23 protein-coding genes are annotated in these 24,882 nt (G+C 59.6%); 9 read left to right on the top strand and 14 right to left on the bottom strand.

All coding sequences use genetic code 11. The features are described 5' to 3' along the window. Window positions 1-274 precede the first annotated feature (274 nt). The 9 genes from msrQ to mrcB form a co-directional block, all read right to left on the bottom strand. On the bottom strand, window positions 275-895 hold the full coding sequence (gene msrQ, locus K7431_RS21315) for a protein-methionine-sulfoxide reductase heme-binding subunit MsrQ (protein WP_015885886.1): 621 nt from the start codon (window positions 893-895) through the stop codon (window positions 275-277). Then, complete coding sequence (gene msrP / locus K7431_RS21310; RefSeq protein WP_015885887.1) at window positions 895-1,908, bottom strand: protein-methionine-sulfoxide reductase catalytic subunit MsrP; 1,014 nt, start codon at window positions 1,906-1,908, stop codon at window positions 895-897. The genes msrQ and msrP overlap by 1 nt, the downstream gene beginning before the upstream one ends. Window positions 1,909-1,971: 63 nt before the next feature. Then, window positions 1,972-2,829, bottom strand: coding sequence for a CDP-diacylglycerol--serine O-phosphatidyltransferase (gene pssA, locus K7431_RS21305; RefSeq protein ID WP_015885888.1), 858 nt, complete (start codon window positions 2,827-2,829; stop codon window positions 1,972-1,974). Window positions 2,830-2,974: 145 nt separating this feature from the next. After that, the gene (ilvC, locus tag K7431_RS21300; RefSeq protein WP_003176099.1) at window positions 2,975-3,991 is read right to left on the bottom strand and encodes a ketol-acid reductoisomerase; all 1,017 of its coding nucleotides are present in this window, start codon (window positions 3,989-3,991) and stop codon (window positions 2,975-2,977) included. Window positions 3,992-4,038: 47 nt separating this feature from the next. Then, on the bottom strand, window positions 4,039-4,530 hold the full coding sequence (gene ilvN / locus K7431_RS21295) for an acetolactate synthase small subunit (RefSeq protein WP_003176102.1): 492 nt from the start codon (window positions 4,528-4,530) through the stop codon (window positions 4,039-4,041). A 2-nt stretch (window positions 4,531-4,532) separates the two neighbouring features. After that, window positions 4,533-6,257 (bottom strand): acetolactate synthase 3 large subunit, encoded by a 1,725-nt coding sequence (locus K7431_RS21290; protein WP_015885889.1) that lies wholly within the window; start codon window positions 6,255-6,257, stop codon window positions 4,533-4,535. A gap of 433 nt (window positions 6,258-6,690) precedes the next feature. Beyond that, window positions 6,691-7,020: a YqcC family protein gene (locus K7431_RS21285; RefSeq protein WP_015885890.1), complete on the bottom strand. Its 330-nt coding sequence runs from the start codon at window positions 7,018-7,020 to the stop codon at window positions 6,691-6,693. Next, window positions 7,020-7,754, bottom strand: a complete 735-nt coding sequence (locus tag K7431_RS21280) for a tetratricopeptide repeat protein (protein WP_015885891.1) — start codon at window positions 7,752-7,754, stop codon at window positions 7,020-7,022. Before K7431_RS21280 ends, K7431_RS21285 begins: the two co-directional genes overlap by 1 nt. 16 nt (window positions 7,755-7,770) lie before the next feature. Then, window positions 7,771-10,095 carry a penicillin-binding protein 1B gene (mrcB, locus tag K7431_RS21275; RefSeq protein WP_015885892.1) on the bottom strand — a complete coding sequence of 775 codons (2,325 nt, stop codon included), beginning with the start codon at window positions 10,093-10,095 and terminating at the stop codon, window positions 7,771-7,773. 118 nt (window positions 10,096-10,213) lie between these two features. Here mrcB and K7431_RS21270 point away from each other — a divergent pair, with 118 nt between their 5' ends. The 3 genes from K7431_RS21270 to K7431_RS21260 all read left to right on the top strand — a co-directional run bounded on the left by K7431_RS21270 (window position 10,214) and on the right by K7431_RS21260 (window position 12,669). Beyond that, the gene (locus K7431_RS21270; RefSeq protein WP_015885893.1) at window positions 10,214-11,770 is read left to right on the top strand and encodes a bifunctional aminoglycoside phosphotransferase/ATP-binding protein; all 1,557 of its coding nucleotides are present in this window, start codon (window positions 10,214-10,216) and stop codon (window positions 11,768-11,770) included. 92 nt (window positions 11,771-11,862) lie between these two features. Further along, window positions 11,863-12,207 (top strand): pentapeptide repeat-containing protein, encoded by a 345-nt coding sequence (locus tag K7431_RS21265; protein WP_015885894.1) that lies wholly within the window; start codon window positions 11,863-11,865, stop codon window positions 12,205-12,207. Between the two features lie 189 nt (window positions 12,208-12,396). After that, the gene (locus K7431_RS21260) at window positions 12,397-12,669 is read left to right on the top strand and encodes a TfoX/Sxy family protein (RefSeq protein ID WP_010562703.1); all 273 of its coding nucleotides are present in this window, start codon (window positions 12,397-12,399) and stop codon (window positions 12,667-12,669) included. A 274-nt stretch (window positions 12,670-12,943) separates the two neighbouring features. Here the strand turns inward: K7431_RS21260 and K7431_RS21255 are convergent, their stop codons facing one another. Genes K7431_RS21255 through K7431_RS21245 form a run of 3 tightly spaced genes read right to left on the bottom strand, consistent with a single transcriptional unit; the run spans window position 12,944 to window position 15,623 of the window. Further along, window positions 12,944-13,711 (bottom strand): heme ABC transporter ATP-binding protein, encoded by a 768-nt coding sequence (locus K7431_RS21255; protein WP_015885895.1) that lies wholly within the window; start codon window positions 13,709-13,711, stop codon window positions 12,944-12,946. Continuing rightward, on the bottom strand, window positions 13,711-14,748 hold the full coding sequence (locus K7431_RS21250) for a FecCD family ABC transporter permease (protein ID WP_015885896.1): 1,038 nt from the start codon (window positions 14,746-14,748) through the stop codon (window positions 13,711-13,713). The genes K7431_RS21255 and K7431_RS21250 overlap by 1 nt, the downstream gene beginning before the upstream one ends. Then, complete coding sequence (locus K7431_RS21245) at window positions 14,745-15,623, bottom strand: heme/hemin ABC transporter substrate-binding protein (RefSeq protein ID WP_015885897.1); 879 nt, start codon at window positions 15,621-15,623, stop codon at window positions 14,745-14,747. The genes K7431_RS21250 and K7431_RS21245 overlap by 4 nt, the downstream gene beginning before the upstream one ends. Before the next feature lie 156 nt (window positions 15,624-15,779). Between K7431_RS21245 and K7431_RS21240 the strand changes: the two genes are divergently transcribed. Continuing rightward, on the top strand, window positions 15,780-16,097 hold the full coding sequence (locus K7431_RS21240; RefSeq protein WP_015885898.1) for a Rieske (2Fe-2S) protein: 318 nt from the start codon (window positions 15,780-15,782) through the stop codon (window positions 16,095-16,097). Here K7431_RS21240 and sfsA read toward each other — a convergent pair. Continuing rightward, window positions 16,094-16,804, bottom strand: a complete 711-nt coding sequence (sfsA, locus tag K7431_RS21235) for a DNA/RNA nuclease SfsA (RefSeq protein ID WP_015885899.1) — start codon at window positions 16,802-16,804, stop codon at window positions 16,094-16,096. The genes K7431_RS21240 and sfsA overlap by 4 nt on opposite strands. After that, window positions 16,804-17,976: a pyridoxal phosphate-dependent aminotransferase gene (locus K7431_RS21230; protein WP_015885900.1), complete on the bottom strand. Its 1,173-nt coding sequence runs from the start codon at window positions 17,974-17,976 to the stop codon at window positions 16,804-16,806. The genes sfsA and K7431_RS21230 overlap by 1 nt, the downstream gene beginning before the upstream one ends. A gap of 320 nt (window positions 17,977-18,296) precedes the next feature. Here K7431_RS21230 and dksA point away from each other — a divergent pair, with 320 nt between their 5' ends. From dksA to K7431_RS21205, 5 genes are all read left to right on the top strand, one after another. Next, window positions 18,297-18,737 (top strand): RNA polymerase-binding protein DksA, encoded by a 441-nt coding sequence (gene dksA, locus K7431_RS21225; RefSeq protein ID WP_043205898.1) that lies wholly within the window; start codon window positions 18,297-18,299, stop codon window positions 18,735-18,737. An 84-nt stretch (window positions 18,738-18,821) separates the two neighbouring features. After that, window positions 18,822-19,709 carry a tRNA glutamyl-Q(34) synthetase GluQRS gene (gene gluQRS, locus K7431_RS21220; RefSeq protein ID WP_015885902.1) on the top strand — a complete coding sequence of 296 codons (888 nt, stop codon included), beginning with the start codon at window positions 18,822-18,824 and terminating at the stop codon, window positions 19,707-19,709. A 62-nt stretch (window positions 19,710-19,771) separates the two neighbouring features. After that, window positions 19,772-19,948, top strand: a complete 177-nt coding sequence (locus K7431_RS21215) for a hypothetical protein (protein WP_003176118.1) — start codon at window positions 19,772-19,774, stop codon at window positions 19,946-19,948. Continuing rightward, window positions 19,932-22,886: a sensor histidine kinase gene (locus tag K7431_RS21210; protein ID WP_015885903.1), complete on the top strand. Its 2,955-nt coding sequence runs from the start codon at window positions 19,932-19,934 to the stop codon at window positions 22,884-22,886. Before K7431_RS21215 ends, K7431_RS21210 begins: the two co-directional genes overlap by 17 nt. A 22-nt stretch (window positions 22,887-22,908) precedes the next feature. Next, window positions 22,909-24,339 carry a sigma-54-dependent transcriptional regulator gene (locus K7431_RS21205; protein ID WP_015885904.1) on the top strand — a complete coding sequence of 477 codons (1,431 nt, stop codon included), beginning with the start codon at window positions 22,909-22,911 and terminating at the stop codon, window positions 24,337-24,339. Window positions 24,340-24,882: the final 543 nt, after the last annotated feature.

Below are 24,882 nucleotides of genomic sequence, written 5' to 3'. Positions count from 1 at the left end.
CACTTGCGCTTCCGATCTCTCGTTAGCGGGAGGCGAATTCTACAGCGTTACACGCTGCTGTCAACACCTCTTTTTCTCCGCTTTCGACCGAGAGGATCGAAACGTTAATAGAGCCAAACAGCACCGCTCTACCAACTCCTTCTTGGCTTCGATGAACTGAAGCAACTCGCTGTCGAATCCTGCGTAACTCTTTGTTTACCAAGGAGTTTTCCGTTTCGACTGCGCCGGAAGTGGGGCGAATTATAGACTTCCAGAATCTGCCGTCAACCCTTAATTACGCTTTTGTTGCAGAAAGTGGTTTTTTCGCGATAAGTCGCGGAATCCGGCGCATCACCGGGGGTATCCGCAGCACCAGAAGCAGCGCACCTATAGATGCATAGATAGCCCACTCCTTGAGATCAGCCCGCACTATCCACAACATATGCAGCAAGCCGAGCCCCAGAACGACATACACGAGACGATGCAGCTTTTTCCAACGGCTACCCAATCGGCGCTGACTGTAACGATTAGAGGTCACCGCCAATACCAACAACAACAGGAAACCCAGCGCACCGACAATAATGTAAGGCCGCTTGCGCAACTCCACACCCAGCTGCGACCAGTCCAACCCAAGCACAAACACACAATAAGCAGCCAGGTGCAGCACAACATAGGCGAAGCACCACAATCCCAATTGCCGGCGCACCGCTATCCACCCCGCCCAACCACTAAGCTTCTGCAGTGGCGTCATTGCCAGGGTGATCAGTAACAGAATCAATGTGCCGAGCCCCAGCCGATCTACCAGCACCTTGCCCGGATCCGGCCCGAGGACAGCACTCCATGCCTCATAGAGCCAGAACAGCGGCCATACCGCCGCCGCTATAAAAACGCCAACGCGCCAGATCGGGTAACGCATCAGTAGTTCTTCCGCAGATCGAGACCGGTATAAAGAGCAGCCACCTCGTCCGAGTAACCATTGAACATCTGCGTCTCACGTACATTGGGACTGAACAGGCCACTCGGCAGACGACGCTCCCGCGCCTGAGTCCAACGAGGGTGATCGACCGTCGGGTTCACATTCGCGTAGAACCCGTACTCATCCGCGGCAATGCTTTGCCAGGTGGTTTTCGGTTGCTCACTCACGAGGCTGATCCGCACAATGGATTTCACGCTCTTGAAGCCATACTTCCACGGCACGACCAATCGCAGCGGCGCACCGTTCTGGTTAGGCAATTCGCGCCCATACATACCCACCGCCAGAATCGCCAGGGGATTCATCGCCTCATCCAGACGCAAGCCTTCTATATAAGGCCAGTCGATCAAGCCAAAACTCGAGCGCTGCCCCGGCATGCTCTTTGGGTCCTGGAGGGTTTCAAAACGGATGTACTTGGCTTTGGACGTCGGCTCAACCTGCTTGAGCAACGCCGAGATAGGAAAACCGATCCAGGGAATCACCATGGACCATGCCTCGACGCAGCGTAGACGGTAGATCCGCTCTTCCAACTGATAAGGTTTCATGAAGTCTTCCAGAGCATAGCGGCCTGGCTTCGCCACCTCACCATCAATAACCACACTCCAAGGCTCGGTCTTGAGTGAGCCCGCATTCGCTGCCGGGTCGCCCTTGTCGGTACCGAACTCATAGAAGTTGTTGTAGTGCGTTGCGTCCTTGAAGGGCGTGATCGCCTCATCCTTCACCGTGATGGCCTGCCATTTTGTGCCTGGCAGCTTCTCGGCAAACCAGGCCGGCGCCCTGCCCGCCTCGACATCGGCATAACGCGAGGCCTCGTCCGCACTGGCCCAACGCGGCAAGCTGCTGGCAGCAATGCCGGCAAGCGCACCACCGAGCAAGCTACGGCGAGAGAGATAGAAGGATTCAGGCGTGACATCCGACTCGTGGCAATCGGACGCTTTGGGCAACTTGATTAACATGGCAACTCCGCAGCATTGGAGAACTGATGTACCAATAGACTGCGGAGTATGGGGGAAATTACATTAAGGCAATGTTTTGTCGCGGCGCAAATGCAGCAAGTACTGAACCGGCCCCGACGCGGCGTAGACCAGGAACGCCAGCAACAGAATACGCGGAGGATCACTGAACACCACGGCGAACACCAGCACCACTGCCAGAATCGCCACGAAAGGCACACGCCCCTTGAGGTCCAGCTCCTTAAAGCTGTTGTACTTGATGTTGCTGACCATCAGCATGCCGGCAGCAGCCACCATCAAGGCCACCAGGAACGACATCTTCGAACCCTGGATCCCGTAATCACTGAATGCCCAGACGATACCCGCCACCACACCCGCAGCAGCAGGGCTGGCAAGACCGATGAAGTAACGCTTGTCGGCGGTTCCCACCTGGGTGTTGAAGCGCGCCAGACGCAAAGCAGCGCCGGCGACATAGATGAAGGCAACCATCCAGCCGACCTTGCCCATATCGCCCAGCGCCCAGGCAAATGCCAACAACGCAGGGGCGACGCCAAACGCGACCATGTCCGACAGTGAGTCGTACTCGGCTCCGAAGGCGCTCTGTGTGTTGGTCATGCGCGCCACTCGCCCATCAAGGCCGTCGAGCACCATGGCCACGAAGATTGCAATGGCAGCAAAACCGAAATACTTGCTGGCACTCACCGCATCACCTGCCGCCAGTGCGCTTTGGGCACTCATGGAGTTGATGATGGAATAGAACCCGGCAAACAGGTTCGCCGTGGTGAACAGGTTGGGCAGCAGATAGATGCCACGATGCCGGACCTTGCGACCTTCCGCGTCATGCCCTTCTTCGACATGCTCATCGATCGGCAGCAGGCTTTCGGCGTCAGAAGCCTGGCTTGGCTCTTCGGGACGTTCGCTCATGGACTTTACCTTGCAACGGTGTGAAAAAAATTCGACAGATACTTGCGGCGAGTGTTCGCCCGCAAACGATGCAGCTTTATACCAGAACCCGCCCCTCAAACGAAAAAACGCGGCCTAAGCCGCGTTTTCTCTTGATACGTTCGACTTAGTTCTTGGCTTTGTCGACGATCTTGTTGGCACCGATCCACGGCATCATCGAGCGCAGTTGCTCGCCGATGACTTCGATACCGTGAGCGGCGTTGTTACGACGCTTGGCGGTCATCGAAGGGTAGCCGGTAGCGCCTTCGCTGATGAACATTTTGGCGTATTCGCCGTCCTGAATACGTTTCAGGGCGTTGCGCATGGCCTGACGGGACTCGGCGTTGATCACTTCCGGGCCAGTCACGTACTCGCCGTATTCGGCGTTGTTGGAGATCGAGTAGTTCATGTTGGCGATACCGCCTTCGTACATGAGGTCAACGATCAGCTTCAGTTCGTGCAGGCACTCGAAGTAGGCCATTTCTGGCGCGTAGCCAGCTTCAACCAGGGTTTCGAAACCGGCTTTAACCAGCTCAACGGTACCGCCGCACAGTACGGCTTGCTCGCCGAACAGGTCGGTTTCAGTCTCGTCCTTGAAGGTGGTTTCGATGATGCCGGTACGACCGCCACCCACGCCAGCAGCGTAGGACAGTGCCACGTTTTTGGCGTTGCCCGATGCGTCCTGGTAGATCGCGATCAGGTCAGGGATGCCGCCGCCTTTGACGAACTCGGAACGCACGGTGTGGCCCGGTGCTTTTGGCGCGATCATGATCACGTCGAGATCAGCGCGTGGCACTACTTGGTTGTAGTGGATCGCGAAGCCGTGGGAGAAGGCCAGGGTGGCGCCCTTCTTGATGTTCGGCTCGATTTCATTCTTGTACAGCGCGGACTGGAACTCGTCCGGGGTCAGGATCATGACCAGGTCGGCAGCAGCAACGGCGGAAGCAACGTCAGTCACTTTCAGGCCGTGGGCTTCAGCCTTGGCAACAGTGGCCGAGCCTTTACGCAGGCCAACAGTCACGTCAACGCCGGAATCTTTCAGGTTGCAAGCTTGCGCGTGCCCCTGGGAACCGTAGCCGATGATGGCGACTTTCTTGCCCTGGATGATCGACAGGTCACAATCTTTATCGTAATAAACTTTCATGAGGTTCCTCTATATATCCAGGCCGTAAGGCCATTCACTAATTTGGGTTAAATGCTGAGTACTTTGTCGCCACGGGCAATCCCGGTGACACCACTGCGTACTGTTTCCAGAATCGAGGCCGTCCCGATCGACTGGATGAAGCTGTCCAGCTTGTCGCTAGTACCGGTCAGTTGAACGGTATAAACGCTGGCGCTCACATCAACGATCTGCCCGCGATAAATGTCGGTAGTCCGTTTGATCTCGGCACGTTGGGCACCCGTGGCCTTGACCTTAACCAGCATCAGCTCACGCTCGATGTGGGCACTTTCCGACAGGTCGACCAGCTTGACCACTTCGATCAGCTTGTTGAGGTTCTTGGTGATCTGCTCGATCACCTCATCGTGGCCCACGGTGGTCAACGTCAAGCGCGACAGGGTCGGGTCTTCGGTCGGGGCCACGGTCAGGCTTTCGATGTTGTAGTTGCGTTGCGAAAACAGGCCGACAACACGAGACAGAGCGCCGGGTTCGTTCTCCAGAAGCAGGGAGATAATGTGCCGCATGATTAAGTACGCTCCGTCTTGTTCAGCCACATGTCGCGCATAGAGCCGTCTTTGATCTGCATCGGGTAGACGTGCTCGCTGGTATCCACCTGAATATCGATGAACACCAAGCGGTCCTTCATGGCGAACGCCTCTTCCATCTTCGGCTTCAGATCTTTCAAATCGGTGATGCGAATGCCGACATGGCCATAGGCTTCAACCAATTTTACGAAATCCGGCAGCGACTCCATGTAGGAATGAGAGTGACGGCTGTTGTAGCTCATGTCCTGCCATTGACGAACCATGCCCAGCACGCCGTTGTTCAAGCACACGATCTTCACCGGAAGGCCGTACTGCAGGCACGTCGACAGTTCCTGGATGTTCATCTGGATGCTGCCCTCGCCGGTGACGCACGCAACGTCAGTGTCCGGAAAGCTCAGTTTCACGCCCATGGCCGCAGGGAAACCAAAGCCCATCGTGCCCAGGCCACCGGAGTTGATCCAGCGGTTAGGCTTGTCGAACTTGTAGTACTGCGCAGCGAACATCTGGTGCTGGCCCACGTCGGAGGTCACAAAGGCGTCGCCTTTGGTCACTTCGCACAGGGTCTCGATCACGGTTTGTGGCTTGATGATGCTGCCGTCGCCCTTGTCGTAAGGGAACAGGCCGCGATCACCGCGCCATTCGTCGATCTGCTTCCACCAACTGGCAACGGATTCCTTGTTCGGCGTCTCGCCGATGTCCTTGAGCGCAGCAACCATTTCGGTCAATACGCTTTCAACAGGACCCACGATCGGCACATCGGCCTTGATGGTCTTGGAGATGGACGCCGGGTCGATGTCGATATGGATGATCTTGGCATTCGGGCAGAATTTGCTCGCGCCGTTGATCACGCGGTCATCGAAACGCGCGCCCACTGCCAGGATCACGTCGGCGTGGTGCATCGCCAGGTTAGCGGTGTAGCTGCCGTGCATGCCGAGCATGCCGACAAACTGACGGTCGGTACCTGGGAAGGCGCCGAGGCCCATCAACGTATTGGTCACCGGCAGGTTGAGCAGTTTGGCCAGCTCAGTCAAAGGCGCAGAACCGCCGCCCAGAATCACGCCACCACCCGAGTACAGCACTGGACGCTTGGCCGCCAGGAGCATTTCTGCGGCCTTGCGGATTTGCCCCGAGTGCCCACGGACGGCCGGGCTGTAGGAGCGCAGCTTGGCCTTCTTCGGGAAGATGTATTCGAATTTCTCGGCCGGGTTGGTCATGTCTTTCGGGATGTCGACCACCACAGGACCCGGGCGACCGGACTGTGCGAGGTAGAAGGCCTTTTTCATGACTTCCGGGATTTCCGACGCATGCTTGATCATGAAGCTGTGTTTCACGATCGGCCGGGAGATACCGATCATGTCGGTTTCCTGGAATGCATCGGTACCGACCATGGTGCTAGCCACTTGGCCGGAAATGATCACCATCGGGATGGAGTCCATATACGCAGTCGCGATGCCGGTAATGGCATTGGTTGCGCCAGGGCCGGACGTTACCAGTACCACACCGGCTTTACCGGTGGCACGGGCGTAACCGTCAGCCATATGGGTCGCGGCCTGCTCGTGGCGAACCAGGATGTGGGTAACAGCCGGTTCCTTGAACAGTGCGTCGTAGACATGCAGCAGAGCACCACCTGGGTACCCGTAGATATAGTCGACGCCTTCGTCACGCAAAAAGCGGACGAGCATCTCACCGCCAGATAAAAGCTCCACGTTGTTCACCTCTAAAACGCCAGAATACCGTCCGTTAAAAAAACCGACGGGTCTTAATAGGTTTACTTCTCAACAGAGCATGAGCGACGGTGGTCGCCGACTACGTCAGCACTGACTGAGCAAGTATTGGGATCGTCCCAAGTGTTGCGGGCTTTTCCCACCCAGCGCGAGGTAACGCGTTGCGGGTGTAATAGGTCGGCGCGGATGTGCGCCTCATGATCTGCTGAGCGGGCCTGCTTCTGGCAGTCCCGATACAGCGGACTTTGGATTCTTCTGTTTCAGGACGTTCAAGTCAAGCAATAATTGCGCTTTTTTCCAACTAAGCGCATGAGAACGTAGAAGAAAGGGCTTTGAGGAGGGATAAAACTCGCCTGAATGTCGTCAAGCGGTAGAAATGTGCGCAAGACTGCCGGAAAAACCGGCAGTCAGGCAATTAACGAGCGTCGACGATCAGTTGGTCGAACTTTTTCAGCGCATTACGTAAGCCAAGGCTTTCCAGCGGGCGGTCGGCGTAGACCATCTCGGCCATTTCCAGGATGCCCGACGCATTGGGCAGCGGCAGGTCCTGTTCGAGGATCTGCTTCATGCGCACCAGGAATACCCACTGCAGCCACTGGTGAAAATCCAGCGTATCCACAGAAAAAGGTTCAACGCTGCTGAGCGCCTCGACGCTGGGGGACACCTCGTCCCACCAGCCCTGCACGCGCAACTCGCGCTCAATCAGCAATAACTGTTCGGCAATGGCGGGGAAGCGTGCATCCATCAGAGGCTGACCTTGGCTTTTTGCCGAGCCTGCGCGGCACCGGCGGCATCGCCTTGCGCAGCGCGCGCGTCACCAATCAAGGCCCACAGGCTGGCTTGCAAGTCGGGACGACCGTTGGCCAGGCTCAGGCCACGACGGGCGAACTGCTCGGCCTGCGGAGCATCACCCTGGGCCATGCGAACCTGGGCCAGGCGATACAACACTTGCGGCTCACGCGGAGCCACGCGCTGGGCACGTTCGAGGCTCGACGACGCACCATTCAAATCACCACCCGCCTGCTGTTGCTGGGCCGTGGTCAGCAGCGCAAGCACCGGGCCATCCAGTTGCTCGTCAGCCGACAGGCCGCCACCGCTGGAAGACGATGGAATTCCACTTGGCGTCGACGGCATGGTGTAGGTGCCCTGATTGATCGGCGCAGTTTGAATCGGCGTGGAGTCGATCGGACCCGAGGTGCTTGGCCCTGGCGTCCACGGCTCGGCACTGATCGGCGCAGACGTGGCAGCGCCAGCGCCTGGCACCATGACCACCACACCGGAATCCTGTGGCATCGCCTGGGTCGCAGCTTGCGCTGGACGATTGGTCACGGTCTGGCGGAAGCCGCCATTGGCCGAAATCCGGTCGTTATTGGAGACGGCAGTGCTCGAATCCACCACGGGAATGGAGCCGCGCTGCACGCTGGCGCAACCGTTGAGCAAAGCCAGAGCTGTAATAGCTGGAATCCACCACTTGTTCACTTGAAACCCTCTTTGCTTAATTCATCCAGCCCTTGACCCAATCCATCACCGACTCCGCATCAGCGGGGGCACTGCCACCGCATGCGGCGCCGGGAGGCGGTTCGCTGCCGCGAATATACGGCATCTGCACCGCGCCCGGACAGTTGGCATCTGAGCCCTGCCCCGTGTGCGGATCGATCCAAGCCTGCACGATGTTATCCGGCTGCGGCATGTTCAACGGCAGCGGATCAGCTTTGCGCATGAAACTGGTCCAGACCTGCAGCGCACCGGTGGCACCGGTAAACGGCGTCTTGCCGTTATCGTCGCGCCCCAGCCACACCACCGCCAGCACGTCCTGGCCGAAACCTGCGAACCAGCTGTCACGCGAATCGTTACTGGTACCGGTCTTGCCTGCCAATGTCAGGTTCGCCGGCAGCACGCTATAGACCGAACGCCCGGTACCTTCACGCATCACGCGCTGCATGGCGTTCTGGATCAGATAAATGGAGCCCGCATCAAACCGTTGCTGAATCTGGAACGGGTAGCGCTTGAGCGGCTCACCCTCGGCGGTCAGCACGCTGCGGATCCCGCGCATGGGGGTGTTGAAACCACCGTTGGCGAGGGTCTGGTACATCGTCGCGACTTCCATCGGGGTCATCGCGCCAGCGCCCAACAGGATCGACGGGAAGGCCGGGAACTCACGAGTGACACCCAGCCGCGCGATGGTCTTGAGGACATTCGGCACGCCGACCTCAAGGCCCAGCCGCGACGTGGAAATATTGTAGGAATGCGCAATGCCCTGATACAGGAATATCGTACCGTGGGAACGACGGTCGAAGTTCTGGGGTGTCCACACTTGGCCATCGGCACCTTTGACCGACAGCGGGTCATCTGAGAGCCAACTGGTCAGGGTGTATTTGCTCGGTTTTTCCAACGCGGTCAGGTAAACCGCAGGCTTGACCAGGGAACCGATTGGCCGCACCGCATCCAGCGCGCGGTTGAACCCGGCAAAGCTGGCCTGACGGCTGCCGATCATGGCTTGCACTTCACCCGTTTCCGGATTGGTCACAACCATGGCCGCTTCGACTTCATCGGAACCTTTACGGCCTGTCAGACGCTTGAACGTGTCATTGACGGACGCTTCGGCCTTCATCTGCAGGATCGGGTCGAAACTGGTGAAGATTCGCAGGCCTTCTTCGGTCAAGTCTTCGTCGCGGTAGTCTTCACGCAGTTGGCGCTTGACCAGATCGATAAAGCCCGGGAAGGAGCTGTCCGCCAGCTTGCCGCGGGTAGTGACACCCAACGGCATTTTCTTCGCGGCAGCGACCTGTTCAGCCGTGGCAACACCTTGTTGCTCAAGTACATCAAGCACGAGGTTGCGTCGCTCCAGCGCACGCTCAGGATTGCGGCGCGGGTTGTAGTAGGAAGGCCCCTTGACCATGCCCACCAGCAACGCCACCTGGTGCAGCTTCAGTTCGGACAGCGGCTGGCCAAAGAAGAACTGGCTGGCCAGGCCGAAACCATGCACGGCGCGCTGGCCATCCTGGCCGACGAATACCTCGTTGAGGTACGCCTCAAGGATTTCCTGCTTGCTGTAGTGCAGCTCCAGCAGCATCGCCATCATGGCTTCAGTGAGCTTACGGGTGAGGCTACGCTCGTTGGTCAGGTAGAAGTTCTTGACCAACTGTTGCGTCAGCGTACTGCCGCCCTGGGTCATCTTGCCGCCGGAAGTGTTCACCCAGACCGCGCGGGCGATCGACTTCGGCGAAACGCCCCAGTGGTGGTAGAAATCGCGGTCTTCAACAGCAACCAGGGTTTCCAACAGGTACGGCGGCACCTGGTCAAGCTTGATCAGGATGCGATCTTCAAGGTTTTTAGGGTAAATGCCGCCGATCATCAGCGGTTCGAGGCGAACCACCGGCAGCTTCGAGCCATTGAGGGACGACAACTCAGCGACGTAATCGCCGGAAAAGCGCACGCGCACAGGCTGGGCTTTTTCCAGGCCTTCATAGAACTGGAAACCGCGGGTATTCAAGTCGACGGTGTTACCACTGACAGCCGCCGCGCCCGGCCCGTTGCTCACGGGTTCGCGGCGATAGCCCAAGGCGTCGAGTTCGGTCAGGAAGTCATCCTTGCTCAGCTTCTGGCCGGTAAACAACTCCAGCGGGCGTGCATACACCTTGGCGGGAATGGTCCAACGCTTGCCGGAGAACTTCTCCTGGACCACAGCGTCGAGGTACACCGCAAAGCCGGCGAGCACTACGAGGCCCACGAGGCCGAGCTTGAGCGCCCAGCCCAGCCAAGGGCGCAGGCCGCGGGAAGGAGGTTTTTTACGGGAACGGGGAGATCGGGTTCGAGTCATGGCGGCGGATTATACGCACTTTATTGATGATCAACATGAGCCGGACAGCGGTTTGCACGACCGGCCGCAGCAGCCATAATGCCCGCCATGTTTTCCGCCAGACTCTGAAGGATCGCCCGTGAGCCAGACCCTGATCGCCGCCCTGCAAAACCCGGCCTTATACGCCCACCCGGTTGATGCGTTCCAAGTCATCGAGACCCATATTTCCTGGGTCGTGCTGACCGGGCCCTATGCCTATAAATTGAAGAAACCGATGAACTTCGGCTTCCTGGACTTCACGGATCTGGAAAAGCGCGGCCACTTCTGCAATGAAGAGCTGCGCCTCAACCAGCGTTTGACCGAAGATTTGTATCTTGAAGTGTTGCCGATCACCGGCACGGCCGAGGCCCCTCAGTTGGGTGGCGATGGCCCAGTCATCGAATATGCGCTGAAAATGCGTCAGTTCCCGCAGAGCCAACTGCTCAGCACCTTGCAAGCCAACGGCGAATTGACCAGCGCGCACATCGATGAGATGGCCAAGCAAATCGCGCACTTCCACCTCACCGCACCGAAAGTACCGCAGGAACACCCGGCCGGCACCCCGGACGAGGTGATGGCACCGGTTCGCCAGAACTTCGACCAGATTCGCCCGTTCCTCAGTGACAAGGCCGACCTGGCGCAACTGGACGCTTTGCAAGCTTGGGCCGAAAGCAGCTTCGAGCGCCTCAAGCCGCTGTTCTCCCAGCGCAAACAGGAAGGTTTCACCCGCGAATGCCACGGCGATATTCACCTGGGTAACGCGACGTTGATCGATGGCCACGTAGTGATCTTCGACTGCATCGAATTCAACGAGCCTTTCCGCTTCACCGATGTGTACGCCGATACCGGCTTCCTGGCCATGGACCTTGAAGACCGCGGCCTCAAATCCCTGGCGCGCCGCTTTATCAGCCAGTACCTGGAGTTGACCGGCGACTATCAAGGCCTGGAGGTGCTGAACTTCTATAAAGCCTATCGCGCCTTGGTACGCGCCAAGATCGCGCTGTTCAGCATGCCGAGCGAGGCCAGCCCGGTGCAACGCGCCACGACCCTGCGTCAATACCGCAACTACGCGAATCTGGCGGAAAGCTACAGCACCATTCCGTCGCGCTTCCTGGCAATTACCCACGGTGTTTCGGCCGTGGGCAAAAGCCACGTGGCCATGCGCCTGGTGGAAGCGCTGGGTGCTGTGCGCCTGCGCTCGGACGTGGAACGCAAGCGTCTGTTCGGTGAGCAACACGTCGAAAACACGCCGCAGGCCGGTATCTATGCGGCCGACGCCAGTGTGGCGACCTACACCCGGCTGAATGAAATCGCCGACACCGTACTGCGTGCCGGTTACCCAGTGGTGTTGGATGCCACCTTCCTGAAACGCGAACAACGCGATGCAGCGGCCAAAGTAGCCGAAGCCACCGGCGCGCCGTTCCTGATCCTGGATTGCAACGCGCCGCAAGCCGTAATCGCCAGCTGGTTGGCACAACGTCAGGCAGACAACAATGATCCTTCCGACGCGACACTGGCCGTTATCGAAGAGCAGCAAGCCAATCGCGACTCGCTGACCGCCGAGGAGCTGCTCCTCAGCAAACGCGTCGAGACCAATGAAAGCGGTACGCTCGATGCGTTGGTGGCGCATATTCGCCAGCGCCTGCCAGGCCTGTAAGAAAAAATTCTTGGTCGTGTCGTCTACTTGGGCGCACGACCCCGCAATAGTGGCACTATAATGGCGCCATAAATCCAACAGGAGTTGCCGTCATGAGTCAGCCCAAGCTTCTTGATACTCCGCTTTACTCGCTCCTGCATAAAGATGATATCCGGGGCTTCAACCAGGAACGTCCAAAAGACGGCGTCATCGACATGCGCGGCGGGGACTTTCGCGGCCTGGACTTGCGTGAGTTGAACGCCACCGGCGTGGACTTTACCGATGCCTACTTCCGCTCTGCCGATTTACGCGGCTTGGACCTGCGCGATTGCTCGCTGGAAGGCGCCAGCCTGGCCCACGCGCAGATATCCGGGACCTATTTCCCTGCGGAGCTGACCGCCGATGAAATCCTCATGTCAGTCAACTTTGGCACCCGCCTGCGTTACCGTACCCGCTAATACTCGCTGCTTCAGCCCGGTATCGCACAGGCGTGCCGGGCTTCCCGCCTGCCGGATCACATCACTCCTCTCCGTCTTTAGGCCGTTTCCGACTAAAGAACTACGCTTTTCCTACTGAGCGCTACACTCCTTTCAGGCTTGCCTGGTCACGATACCCACCGAACCATTCGGCCGTCGCAAGGAGGCTTGATGAACGATGAGCTGCAACACCTGAAAAACCTTGGCAAGACGTCAGCACAGTGGCTGCATGCGGTGGGCATCCACAGTGCGTCCGACTTGCGTCGCCTGGGTGCGGTCGATGCCTACCGGGCCGTACGGACGCGCGGGTTTCGCGCATCGAAAGTGCTGCTGTATGCAATCGAAGGGGCCTTGATGGATGTGCATTGGAATGACATTCCTGCCGAGCGCAAGGAAGCGTTGAACCGGCAATTGGACGCCATTTCGGCCCGCCAAAAAAATTAGATCGACTGGCAAAGCCAACATTTACAGGCATTCCGAACGGACGTTTGAGAAAACCTGAAGAGCCATTGAAAACAAATGTTGACTCTCAAATGAGAATCGTTATGATTATCACAACTGGTCGCGAGATCAGCCGATAACTGAAAGACCATTGGTTCGGACTCTCAGATTATCTCCTCATCAGGCTAATCACGGTTCACGGTTATTTGACCCGGCTCTTGCCGGGTCTTTTTTTGCCCGTAAAACGCTATCGGTACAAAGCCGCCCACACTGCAGATCAGCGGGCAATGATCAACGGATGCCCACGCTCCGGATGAGGCTGCACAAGCACATCCAAACCAAACACAGCTTTCAACGGCGCCGGCTGCATCACCTGCGCCGGCGCACCCAAGACATGCGGGCGCCCTGCCTCCAGCAGCAGAATCCGATCACAATAACGCGCAGCCAGGTTCAAGTCGTGAAGGATCACCAACACCGCTGCCCCTCGATCGGCAAAAGTGCGAATGGCCTGCAAGGTCGTGTGCTGGTGCAAGGGGTCCAGCATTGACGTCGGCTCATCCAGCAGCAACGTCTGCCCAGCCTCGCCCGGCCATAACTGCGCCAGCACCCGCGCCAGATGCACCCGTTGACGCTCTCCGCCGGACAGCGCCAGGTAGCTGCGACCGCTCAGGTGGCCGACATCTGCCGCCTGTAGGGCTGCCTCGATAATCGCGTCATCACGCACGCGCCCGGTCTGGTGTGGCAAGCGCCCCATGCCGACAACCTCTTCAACACGGAAAGCGAAGTCCAGCGTCGAACTTTGCGGCAATACCGCCAGGCGTTGCGCCCGTTGCGCGCCACTCCACTCGCTCAACGGGCGTTGGTCCAACCACACCTTGCCGTGGTCAGGAGGCAACTCGCCGCACAATCCGCCGAGCAACGTACTCTTGCCCGCACCATTGGGGCCCAGGACCCCGAGCACCTCGCCCGGCAACAGATCGAGGGTGACGCCTGCCAATACGGTTGTGCGACCGCGACGGATCTGCAGGTCTTCCACACGCAACATCAGGCACGCCCCCGCAACAACAGATAAAGAAAAAATGGCGCGCCGATAAATGCGGTCACAATACCGATCGGCAATTCAGCCGGTGCCAAGGCCAAGCGCGCGACCAGATCGGCAAACAGCAGCAGGCTCGCCCCCGCCAGGACCGAAGCCGGTAGCAGCACACGATGATCCGGCCCCGCCAGCAAACGCACCAGATGTGGCACCACCAGCCCCACAAAACCAATCATGCCCGCAGCGGCCACGGCGGCTCCCACGCCTAACGCCGTGCAGAAGACCAACTCGCGCTTAAGCCTTTCTACATCGATACCTAAGTGATTGGCCTCTGATTCACCGAGTAGCAGCGCGTTCAGCGCTTTGGCCCGACGCGGCAACCACAGCGCGACACCCGCGCTTACCAGCAACAGGGGCCATAACCGCGAATAGCTGGCGCCGTTGAGGCTGCCCAGGTTCCAGAACGTCAGGGTGCGCAAGGTGGCGTCGTCGGCCAGGTAGGTAAACAGTCCTACCGCCGAGCTGGCGAGGGCTGTAAGGGCGATGCCGGCCAGCAACATGGTCGCGACATGGGTCTGGCCGTTGCGCCGCCCTAGTCGATAGACCAGTGCAGTGACACCCAAGCCGCCAAGGAATGCGCATAGCGACAACAGATAGGGCCCGAATGCATCCGGCAAACCGCCGAAAAACGAACCCCCTACAATCGCCACCGCCGCCCCCAGCGCGGCACCGCTGGAAACCCCGACCAACCCCGGATCAGCCAAGGGGTTGCGAAACAGCCCCTGCATCGCCACGCCCGACAAGGCCAACACGCCGCCGACCGCCAACCCCAGCAGCGTGCGCGGCAAACGGATCTGCCCCAGGATCAGCTCAGCCTGCTCCAGCCCTTGGGCCTCGATCGGCACTCCCATCCACCGCAACGCAGCCCTGAGCGTATCCAGCAAGGGCAGGCTGACTGGCCCCAGCGCCAGCGAGAGCCAAATAGCGAATACACACAGCAGCGCCAACCCCACAAACAGCGTCTTCGGTTTAACCAAAGTGCTCATGGGGCTGGCTTGGCCAGGGACGGATAAAACCCGGCGGACAGGTCCGCGAGGCTTTGTGGCAGGCGCGGCCCAAGCCCACCGACCAGCAAGGTGGGATCGACCTCAAACACTCGCCCGCTTTTGGCCGCTGGCGTGGAAGCCAGGATCGGGTTCTCCTTGAACAGTGCGGCACGCGCCGCCTCACCGGTCAGGGCACGATCAGCAAACACCAGCACATCCGGGCTCAACCCTGCCAACGACTCCACCGAAAACGGCTTGTAGCCAGTATGGGTCGCCAGGTTGCGCCCGCCAGCCTGCTGCAACATCCAGTCAGCCGCCGTGTCTTTGCCCGCGATCAGCGGCTTGCCGCCTGCATGACCGAGCAACAGCAACACGCCTGGCGCCTTTTGGGTCGATTGGGCCTTGCTTACCCAGCGCTTTTGCTGATCCAACGCCTGCTCATATCCGGCAAACAATTCGTTGGCTTTGGCCTCATTGCCCAGCAACGTGCCCAAGTGCTGAAGGTTACCTTTCAGCGTGGGCAGGTCCGGCTGCGCCGAGAACATTTCCACCTGCACACCCGCGTTGCGAATCTGCGCCAGCACGGGCGGCGGCCCCATTTCTTCGGTACCGACCAGCACCTGCGGGCGCAAACTCAGAATGCCTTCCGCCGACAACTGCCGCTGATAGCCAATGCTCGGCAACGCCTTGAGAGACTCCGGATGCTGACTGGTGGTATCCACACCCACCAATTTCGACTCACCCCCCAGGGCCGTCACCCATTCCGACAGCGCCCCGCCGGCACTCACCCAGCGTTGTGGCAGTTCGGAGGCTTGAGCCCCGTGGTTGACCAGCAATCCGACAACAAGCGCAATAGCGCTGGTACTCAGGCGCATAACAGGGTTTCCTTGCAAAGGCGGGGCCGCTCAAGCACTCATCGATGAGGCAGATAACGCCCGCCTGGCATCGCATTGAGCGCCCGCTCAGCTAACGGGCGAAGCCGGCATTTGATAATTGTTTGCATTTGAACGTCAAGGCACTTAAGGATTGAAATGAAGTTTCTCTGCCCCTCCGAAACCCTCGCGCCTAACTGCAGCCTCGGTTTTGATATCGACGGCTGCAAGGTGTTGGCGGTGCGTCGGGACGGTGTAGCCTACTTCTACATCAACCGTTGCCCCCATCGCGGCATTTCGCTGGAATGGCAACCCGACCAGTTTCTCGACGCCAGCGCCAGTTTGATCCAGTGCGCCACCCACGGCGCCCTGTTCCTGATCGAGAGCGGCGAGTGCATCGCCGGCCCTTGCGCCGGGCAAAGCCTTACCGCCCTGCCCGGCCGCGAAGATGACCAGGGCCTGTGGCTGGCGCTCTAGTCGAGCAGCACGTCCAGCCGCCGATCCACACAGATTTCTTCGGAAGTCACCCGCACGCCATACGCCAGCACTTCCACCCCCGCCGACTTGGCTTCACGCAGGGCGGCGGCGTAGGCCGCGTCGATTTCCACCGCCGGGCGCACGGCATCAATGCCCGAGAGATTGACGCAGTACAACTGCACTGCACGCACACCCTGCCGCGCCAGATGGGCCAGCTCGCGCAAATGCTTGGCGCCGCGCTGGGTCACCGCATCAGGGAACGCGGCAACCGCAGAGCCATCAAAGCCCAGGGTCACACTTTTGACTTCGACGTAGGCCGCGCCATCGGGATAGTCCAGACGAAAATCGATGCGGCTTTTCTCCTGGCCGTAAGGCACCTCGCGCTTCAACGCAGTAAAGCCGTTGAGTTCGGTGATGACCCCCGCCAGCAACGCCTCCTCGACCAACTGATTGGCACGCGCGGTGTTCACGCAGGCCAGACGCCCCTGGGGCGTCTCGGCGATTTCCCAGGTACCAGGCAACTTGCGCTTGGGGTCATTGGAGCGACTGAACCAGACCTGCCCACCTTCCACCATGCAATTGAGCATCGAGCCGGTGTTGGGGCAGTGAATGGTGAGCAACTCGCCGGTAACGGTTTCGATATCGGTGAGAAAACGCTTGTAGCGACGAATCAGCCGCGCTTCTTCGAGGGGAGGATTAAAGCGCATCAGCCTTGCCAGCTCCGCAAGCCACGGGCGATTCGCTCCACCGCCTCCTGCAGGCGATCGAGGTTTTGCGTGTAGGCAAAGCGCACATGATGACCGGCTTTGAAGCGGCCAAAATCCAGGCCAGGGGTAAAGGCCACATGCTCGGTTTCGAGGAAGTGACGACAGAATGCGAAGGCATCACCGCCGAACGCGCTGATATCGGCATACAAATAGAACGCCCCTTCCGGCTCGACGGCGATGCCAAACCCCAACTCGCGCAAGGCAGGCAGCAGGAAGTCACGACGACGGCCGAATTCAGCGCGGCGCTCTTCAAGAATGCTCAGGGTTTGCGGGGTGAAACACGCTAGCGCCGCGTGCTGGGCCATGCTTGGCGCACTGATGTAAAGGTTTTGCGCCAGTTTCTCCAACTCCCCCACTGCGGCCGGGGGCGCCACCAGCCACCCCAGGCGCCAGCCGGTCATGCCGAAATACTTGGAAAAACTATTCAGGACAAATGCTTCGTCGTCGACTTCCAGCACGCTGGCCGCGTCCGTGCCGTAGGTGAGGCCATGGTAAATCTCGTCCACCACCAAGTGGCCGTTGCGCGCCTTGATGGCGGCGGAAAGCCCGGCCAATTCGTCACGCGTGAGGATCGTCCCGGTCGGGTTGGCCGGGGACGCCACGAGCGCGCCGACACTGTCTTGATTCCAGTGCTTGGCCACCAGGTCGGCGGTCAACTGGTAGCGCACTTCGGGGCCGACCGGCACCAGTTGGGCCGCGCCCTCCACCAACCGCAGGAAGTGACGATTGCACGGGTAACCGGGGTCTGCGAGCAGCCAATGCTTGCCCGGATCCACCAACAGGCTGCTGGCCAGCAGCAAAGCGCCGGAACCGCCAGGGGTGATCAGGATACGCTCGGGGTCGACGTTCAGCCCGTAGCGCTGCTGATAGAACCCGCTGATGGCCTCGCGCAATTCCGGCAGACCACGGGCCGCGGTGTAGCGGGTCTTGCCGTTGGCCAATGCTGCCTGGCCGGCCTGGATGATGGGCTCGGCAGTGGTGAAATCCGGCTCACCGATTTCCAGGTGGATCACGTCATGGCCGGCGGCTTGCAGCTCATTGGCCCGCGCCAGCAATGCCATGACATGAAAAGGTTCGATGGCGCGACTGCGCGCACTGTAGGGCTGAGCCATTAGCCTTCCTTAACGGTAGGGACAAAATCTGGATTCTACCGAACCCTCGCGGGAAAACATGTTCTATTGCCTGCCCGGAGGCATGTGCCGGCCGAGCAAGCGCCTGCAAAACGACTAAAATCAACATTCGAGGCAATGCATACCCAGCAATGGCGGGCTGTCGCAGTTTTGCAAGCGATTTGCCATGGGCCTCGACAACCGGGAGTGGCGCACCCCGAATCTATCTGGTAAGTTCGCCCGCTTGCAGCCGCAGGGCCGGCAGGTGTCGGTGACGTTGCAATCCTGCGCAATGGATTAGAAGAGTGAGAGGCGGTCTATTCATGTCCACCCAAGCAAAGCAACAGCAGCAGAGCCTCAGTGGCTTCACACCTTACGTCGAAGCGAAGGGTGAGGAGTACATGGGCAAGCCCATGCGCCAGCACTTCACCAATATCCTGAAAAAGTGGAAGCAGGACTTGATGCAAGAGGTCGACCGCACCGTTGACCACATGAAGGACGAAGCCGCCAACTTCCCGGACCCGGCCGACCGTGCCAGCCAGGAAGAAGAGTTCGCCCTTGAACTGCGCGCCCGTGATCGCGAACGCAAGCTGATCAAGAAGATCGACAAGACGCTGCAACTGATCGAAGACGAAGAATACGGCTGGTGCGAATCCTGCGGCGTCGAGATTGGTATTCGTCGCCTGGAAGCCCGCCCAACCGCGGACCTGTGCGTAGACTGCAAGACCTTGGCTGAAATCAAGGAAAAACAGGTCGGCAAGTAATCCCTGCCGAACTGAACGAATGGGGCGTGCAAACGCCCCATTTTTGTTTCTGGCGTTTACCGAATTTCCAGTAGTATCCGGCCCATGACAGCCTCTACCTATATCGGGCGTTTCGCCCCCACGCCCAGCGGCCATTTGCATTTTGGCTCCCTGGTCGCCGCCCTCGCCTCCTACCTCGACGCCCGCGCAAACCAAGGCCGCTGGCTGATGCGCATGGAGGACCTTGACCCACCGCGTGAAGAGCCGGGCGCCCAGGCAGCGATCCTCCACGCCTTGGAAGGCTACGGTTTCGAATGGGACGGTGAACTCGTCCGACAAAGCGAGCGGCATGATGCCTACGCCAAAGTGCTGAACGATATGTTCAACCATGGCCTGGCCTACGCGTGCACCTGTTCACGTAAACAGCTGGAACCCTACAACGGTATCTACCCTGGGCTGTGCCGCAATGCAGGACACGATCAGCAGGATGCCGCCATACGGTTACGCGTTCCGGAGCTGGAATACCACTTTACCGACCGCGTCCAGGGCGAATTCCGACAGCACCTGGGCCGCGATGTAGGCGATTTTGTCATCCGTCGCCGCGACGGCCTGTATGCCTATCAACTGGCCGTGGTCCTCGACGATGCCTGGCAAGGCGTCACCGATATCGTGCGCGGCGCCGACCTGCTCGACTCCACGCCACGCCAGCTCTACCTGCAGGAACTGCTCGGCCTGCGCCAACCGCGCTACCTGCATGTGCCGCTGATCATCCAGCCGGACGGCAACAAGTTGGGCAAATCCTACCGTTCCCCGCCGTTGACACCCGACCAGGCCACGCCTTTGCTATTGAGAGCCCTGCGTGCCCTCGGCCAGCAACCCGGCGACGAGTTGCTGCACGCCAGCCCACGAGAACTGCTGGACTGGGGCATCCAGCACTGGGATGCCGGCCGGATACCTCGCACACTCACGCTGGCCGAAGCGCAATTGAGCTGAAGGCGCTTGCAGCTTGCCAGGCATCCGTTACCATCGCCGCAGTTTTTCAATCAGAGGCCAACATGTACATCTATCGATTGGTCCTGCTGCTGGTCGTCGGGATCTACCTGTTTTCTCCCGCCATCATGGATTGGTGGATCGACGCCACGGGCGCCTGGTATCGCCCCTATCTGCTGTGGCTGATCCTGATCGTCGTGACTTTCATCCTGCAGAGCCAAAAAGATGCCGATGAGCTTTAGCCTCACCCAGATGCTGCTGATCAGTGCCGCCTACCTGGCCGCGCTGTTCGGGGTGGCCTGGATCAGTGAGCGCGGAATGATTCCGCGGGCGATCATTCGCCATCCGTTGACCTACACCTTGTCCCTGGGCGTGTACGCCAGTGCCTGGGCGTTCTATGGCACGGTGGGCCTGGCCTATCAATACGGCTATGGCTTTCTTTCCAGTTACCTCGGGGTGTCCGGCGCGTTCCTGCTGGCACCGGTGTTGCTGTACCCGATCCTGAAAATCACCCGTACCTATCAGCTGTCATCCCTGGCCGACCTGTTTGCCTTCCGCTTTCGCAGCACCTGGGCCGGCGCGCTGACCACCATTTTCATGCTGATCGGCGTGTTGCCGTTGCTGGCCCTGCAAATCCAGGCGGTGGCTGACTCCATCAGCATCCTGACCCGTGAGCCGGTGCAGCACCGCGTTGCCCTGGCTTTCTGCGCGTTGATTACGCTGTTCACGATTTTCTTCGGTTCACGCCATATCGCCACTCGCGAGAAACACGAAGGCCTGGTGTTTGCAATTGCCTTCGAGTCCGTGATCAAGCTGATCGCCATCGGCGGTGTCGGCCTTTATGCACTTTACGGCGTGTTCGACGGCCCGCAGCAGCTTGAGCTTTGGTTGCTGCAAAACCAGACCGCCCTCGCCGCCCTGCACACGCCGCTGCAAGAGGGCCCATGGCGCACGCTGCTGCTGGTGTTCTTCGCCTCGGCGATCGTGATGCCACACATGTATCACATGACCTTTACCGAGAACCTCAACCCGCGCTCGCTGGTCAGCGCCAGCTGGGGTTTGCCGCTGTTCCTGCTGTTGATGAGCCTGGCGGTGCCACTGATCCTGTGGGCAGGCCTGAAACTGGGCGCCACCACTAACCCGGAATACTTCACCCTCGGCATCGGCATTGCCGCCAACAGCCCGGCGTTGGCTTTGCTGGCGTACGTCGGTGGTTTGTCAGCCGCCAGCGGGCTGATCATCGTCACGACCCTGGCGCTCTCGGGCATGGCGCTCAACCATCTGGTGCTACCGCTGTACCAGCCGCCGGCCGAGGGCAACATCTACCGCTGGCTGAAATGGACGCGGCGCGCGCTGATCGTCGCGATCATCATGGCCGGCTACGGGTTCTACCTGTTGCTGGGCGCCGGGCAAGACCTGGCCAACCTGGGTATCGTCGCGTTTGTCGCCACCTTGCAGTTCCTGCCGGGCGTGCTGTCGGTGCTGTACTGGCCGACCGCCAATCGCCGTGGCTTTATCGCCGGCTTGCTGGCGGGGATCCTGGTGTGGATCGTGACCATGCTGCTGCCGCTGGTCGGTAATCTGCAGGGCTTCTACATCCCATTGCTGAACATGATCTACGTGCTGGATGACACCAGCTGGCACATGGCGGCGATTGCGTCCCTGGCCGCCAACGTCTTGATGTTCACGCTGATCTCGCTGTTCACCAATGCCAGCCCCGAAGAAACCAGCGCCGCCGAAGCCTGCGCGGTGGACAACGTGCGCCGCCCGCAACGCCGTGAATTGCATGCCGCCTCACCCCAGGAGTTCGCCACGCAACTGGCCAAGCCTTTGGGTGCCAAAGCCGCACAAAAGGAGGTCGAACAAGCGCTGCGCGATCTCTACTTGCCGTTCGACGAGCGGCGCCCTTACGCGCTGCGGCGTCTGCGCGACCGTATCGAAGCCAACCTGTCCGGTTTGATGGGACCCAGTGTGTCCCAGGACATGGTGGAAACTTTCCTGCCCTACAAGGCCGGCGGCGAAAACTACGTGACCGAAGACATCCATTTCATCGAGAGCCGGCTCGAGGATTACCACTCACGCCTCACGGGCCTCGCCGCCGAACTCGATGCCCTGCGCCGCTACCACCGCCAGACCCTGCAAGAATTGCCGATGGGCGTGTGCTCGCTGGCCAAGGATCAAGAGATCCTGATGTGGAACAAGGCCATGGAAGAACTCACCGGTATCGCAGCGCAGCGCGTGGTCGGTTCACGCCTCAATACCTTGGGCGATCCGTGGAAAGAATTGCTGCAAGGGTTCATCAATCTGCCCGACGAGCACTTGCACAAGCAGCATCTGGCCCTCGACGGCCAAACCCGTTGGCTCAACCTGCACAAAGCCGCTATCGACGAGCCCCTGGCGCCCGGTAACAGCGGCCTGGTGTTACTGGTGGAAGACCTGACCGAAACCCAGATGCTCGAAGACAAGCTGGTGCATTCCGAGCGTCTGGCCAGCATTGGCCGACTGGCGGCGGGCGTGGCCCATGAAATCGGCAACCCGATCACCGGTATCGCGTGCCTGGCGCAGAACCTGCGCGAAGAGCGCGAGGAAGATGGCGAGATCATCGAGATCAGCGGGCAAATCCTCGAACAGACCAAGCGCGTGTCACGCATCGTGCAGTCGCTGATGAGCTTTGCCCACGCGGGCGGGCATCAGAACCAAGATGAAGCGGTGTGCCTGGCCGAAGTGGCGCAGGATGCCATTGGGCTGCTGGCCTTGAACCGGCGCAATTTCGAAGTACAGTTCTTCAACTTGTGCGACCCCGACCACTGGGTGGACGGCGACTCACAACGCCTGGCCCAAGTGCTGATCAACCTGCTCTCCAACGCCCGCGATGCAACGCCTGCCGGTGGCGCGGTACGCGTCAAGACCGAGGTTTTCGAACATACGGTCGATCTGATCGTCGAAGATGAAGGTAGCGGTATTCCACAGAACATCATGGACCGATTGTTCGAACCCTTCTTCACCACCAAGGACCCAGGTGAAGGTACCGGTCTGGGCCTTGCACTGGTCTATTCCATCGTTGAAGAGCATTATGGACAAATCACCATCGACAGCCCGGCTGACACCGAAAGCCAACGCGGCACCCGTATTCGGGTGACCTTGCCGCGTCATGTCGAAGCGACGTCCGCTGTGAACTGAGACCGTCGAGAGAATTGAATCAATGCCGCACATTTTGATCGTCGAAGACGAAACCATTATCCGCTCTGCCTTGCGTCGCCTGCTTGAACGAAATCAGTACCAGGTCAGCGAAGCCGGCTCGGTGCAGGAAGCCCAGGAGCGTTTCAGCATTCCCACGTTCGACCTGATTGTCAGTGACCTGCGCCTTCCCGGCGCGCCTGGCACCGAGTTGATCAAGCTTGGCCAGGGCACCCCGGTGCTGATCATGACCAGCTACGCCAGCCTGCGCTCGGCGGTGGACTCCATGAAGATGGGCGCGGTGGACTACATCGCCAAGCCTTTCGACCATGACGAGATGCTTCAGGCCGTGGCCCGTATCCTGCGTGACCGCCAGTCGGCCAGCAGTGCGCCCGTCGAGCAACGCCCGGCAGGCAAAGCGGCCGATAAACCAGGCGTCGACAACAGCAACGGCGAGATCGGCATCATCGGCTCCTGCCCGCCGATGCAGGACCTCTACAGCAAGATCCGCAAAGTAGCGCCGACCGACTCCAATGTATTGATCCAGGGCGAGTCCGGCACCGGTAAAGAACTGGTGGCCCGCGCCCTGCACAACCTGTCCAAGCGTGCGAAGGCACCGATGATCTCGGTGAACTGCGCGGCGATCCCTGAATCCCTGATCGAGTCCGAACTGTTTGGTCACGAGAAAGGCGCATTCACCGGCGCCAGCGCCGGGCGTGCGGGCCTGGTAGAGGCCGCGGACGGCGGCACGCTGTTCCTCGACGAGATCGGTGAGCTGCCTCTGGAAGCCCAGGCGCGCTTGCTGCGTGTGCTACAGGAAGGTGAGATTCGCCGCGTAGGCTCGGTGCAGTCGCAAAAGGTCGATGTGCGCCTGATCGCGGCCACTCACCGTGACCTGAAGAGCCTGGCCAAAATCGGCCAGTTCCGTGAAGACTTGTACTACCGCCTGCACGTGATCGCGCTCAAGCTGCCAGCCCTGCGTGAACGTGGTGCCGACGTCAACGAGATCGCCAGCGCGTTCCTGCTGCGCCAAAGCGCGCGCATCAACCGTACCGACCTGAAGTTCGCCCCGGACGCCGAGCAGGCCATTCGGCATTACTCGTGGCCGGGTAACGTGCGGGAACTAGAAAATGCGGTCGAGCGGGCAGTGATCCTGTCGGAGAGCCCGGAAATTTCCGCCGAGCTGCTGGGTATCGATATCGAGCTCAGTGATCTGGAGGAGGACGATTTCATCGGCCTGGCCCCACAGCACGGCGGCGGCAGCAATACCAGCCATGAGCCAACGGAAGATCTGTCACTGGAAGATTACTTCCAGCATTTTGTCCTGGAACATCAGGACCATATGACCGAGACCGAACTGGCGCGCAAATTGGGCGTGAGCCGCAAATGCTTATGGGAACGCCGCCAGCGCCTGGGTATTCCACGGCGCAAGACCGGTGTGGCCAGCGAGAGTTGAGGGTGCGCCCCCACAGGTAACACCCACAGATGTGAAAAAACTGTTACCGCGGATATTTCGCGTAACAAAAGCCGGGGCTTACGGTAACGAAGCCCCGGCTTTTTTTGGTCCGTCAAAAACCCGAAACCCCCTCAACCTCCCGGTTTTGCTGGGCGACGCAAAAGTTGGCACGCACCCTGCTATATGCTTAGTACAAAAACAATAACAAGCTTTGTACAAGACAATAAAAATAAGACGAATCGACTCACGCATAACAAAAACAACACGGCGGAGGCGCAGCTAACTGATTCTTTTGGAGAGGCGTTGCATTTGGGGCTTGCCCCGCAACCAGGCCGAGAACAACAAAAACTGCCCTAAGGCAGAGCCTGAACTGGTTGGATCGTAGATCAGCAACACAGCGACCAAAGCAATCCGTTTGCTCTTGGCTCCCGATTGGGAGTGCCATGAAGGTGAAGCTTCATGGCGAGGGCGATCAACAAAAACAAGAAGCCCGCAACCCATAATAAAAATAGAGCACGCAACTACTTCTGGGGGAGCTTCGGC

It is taken from the genome of Pseudomonas fluorescens group sp. (assembly GCF_020093335.1).
GTDB classification, from domain to species: domain Bacteria; phylum Pseudomonadota; class Gammaproteobacteria; order Pseudomonadales; family Pseudomonadaceae; genus Aquipseudomonas; species Aquipseudomonas petroselini.
Note: the sequence above shows the minus strand (reverse complement) of the source record. Positions and strands in the feature narration are given on the sequence as shown.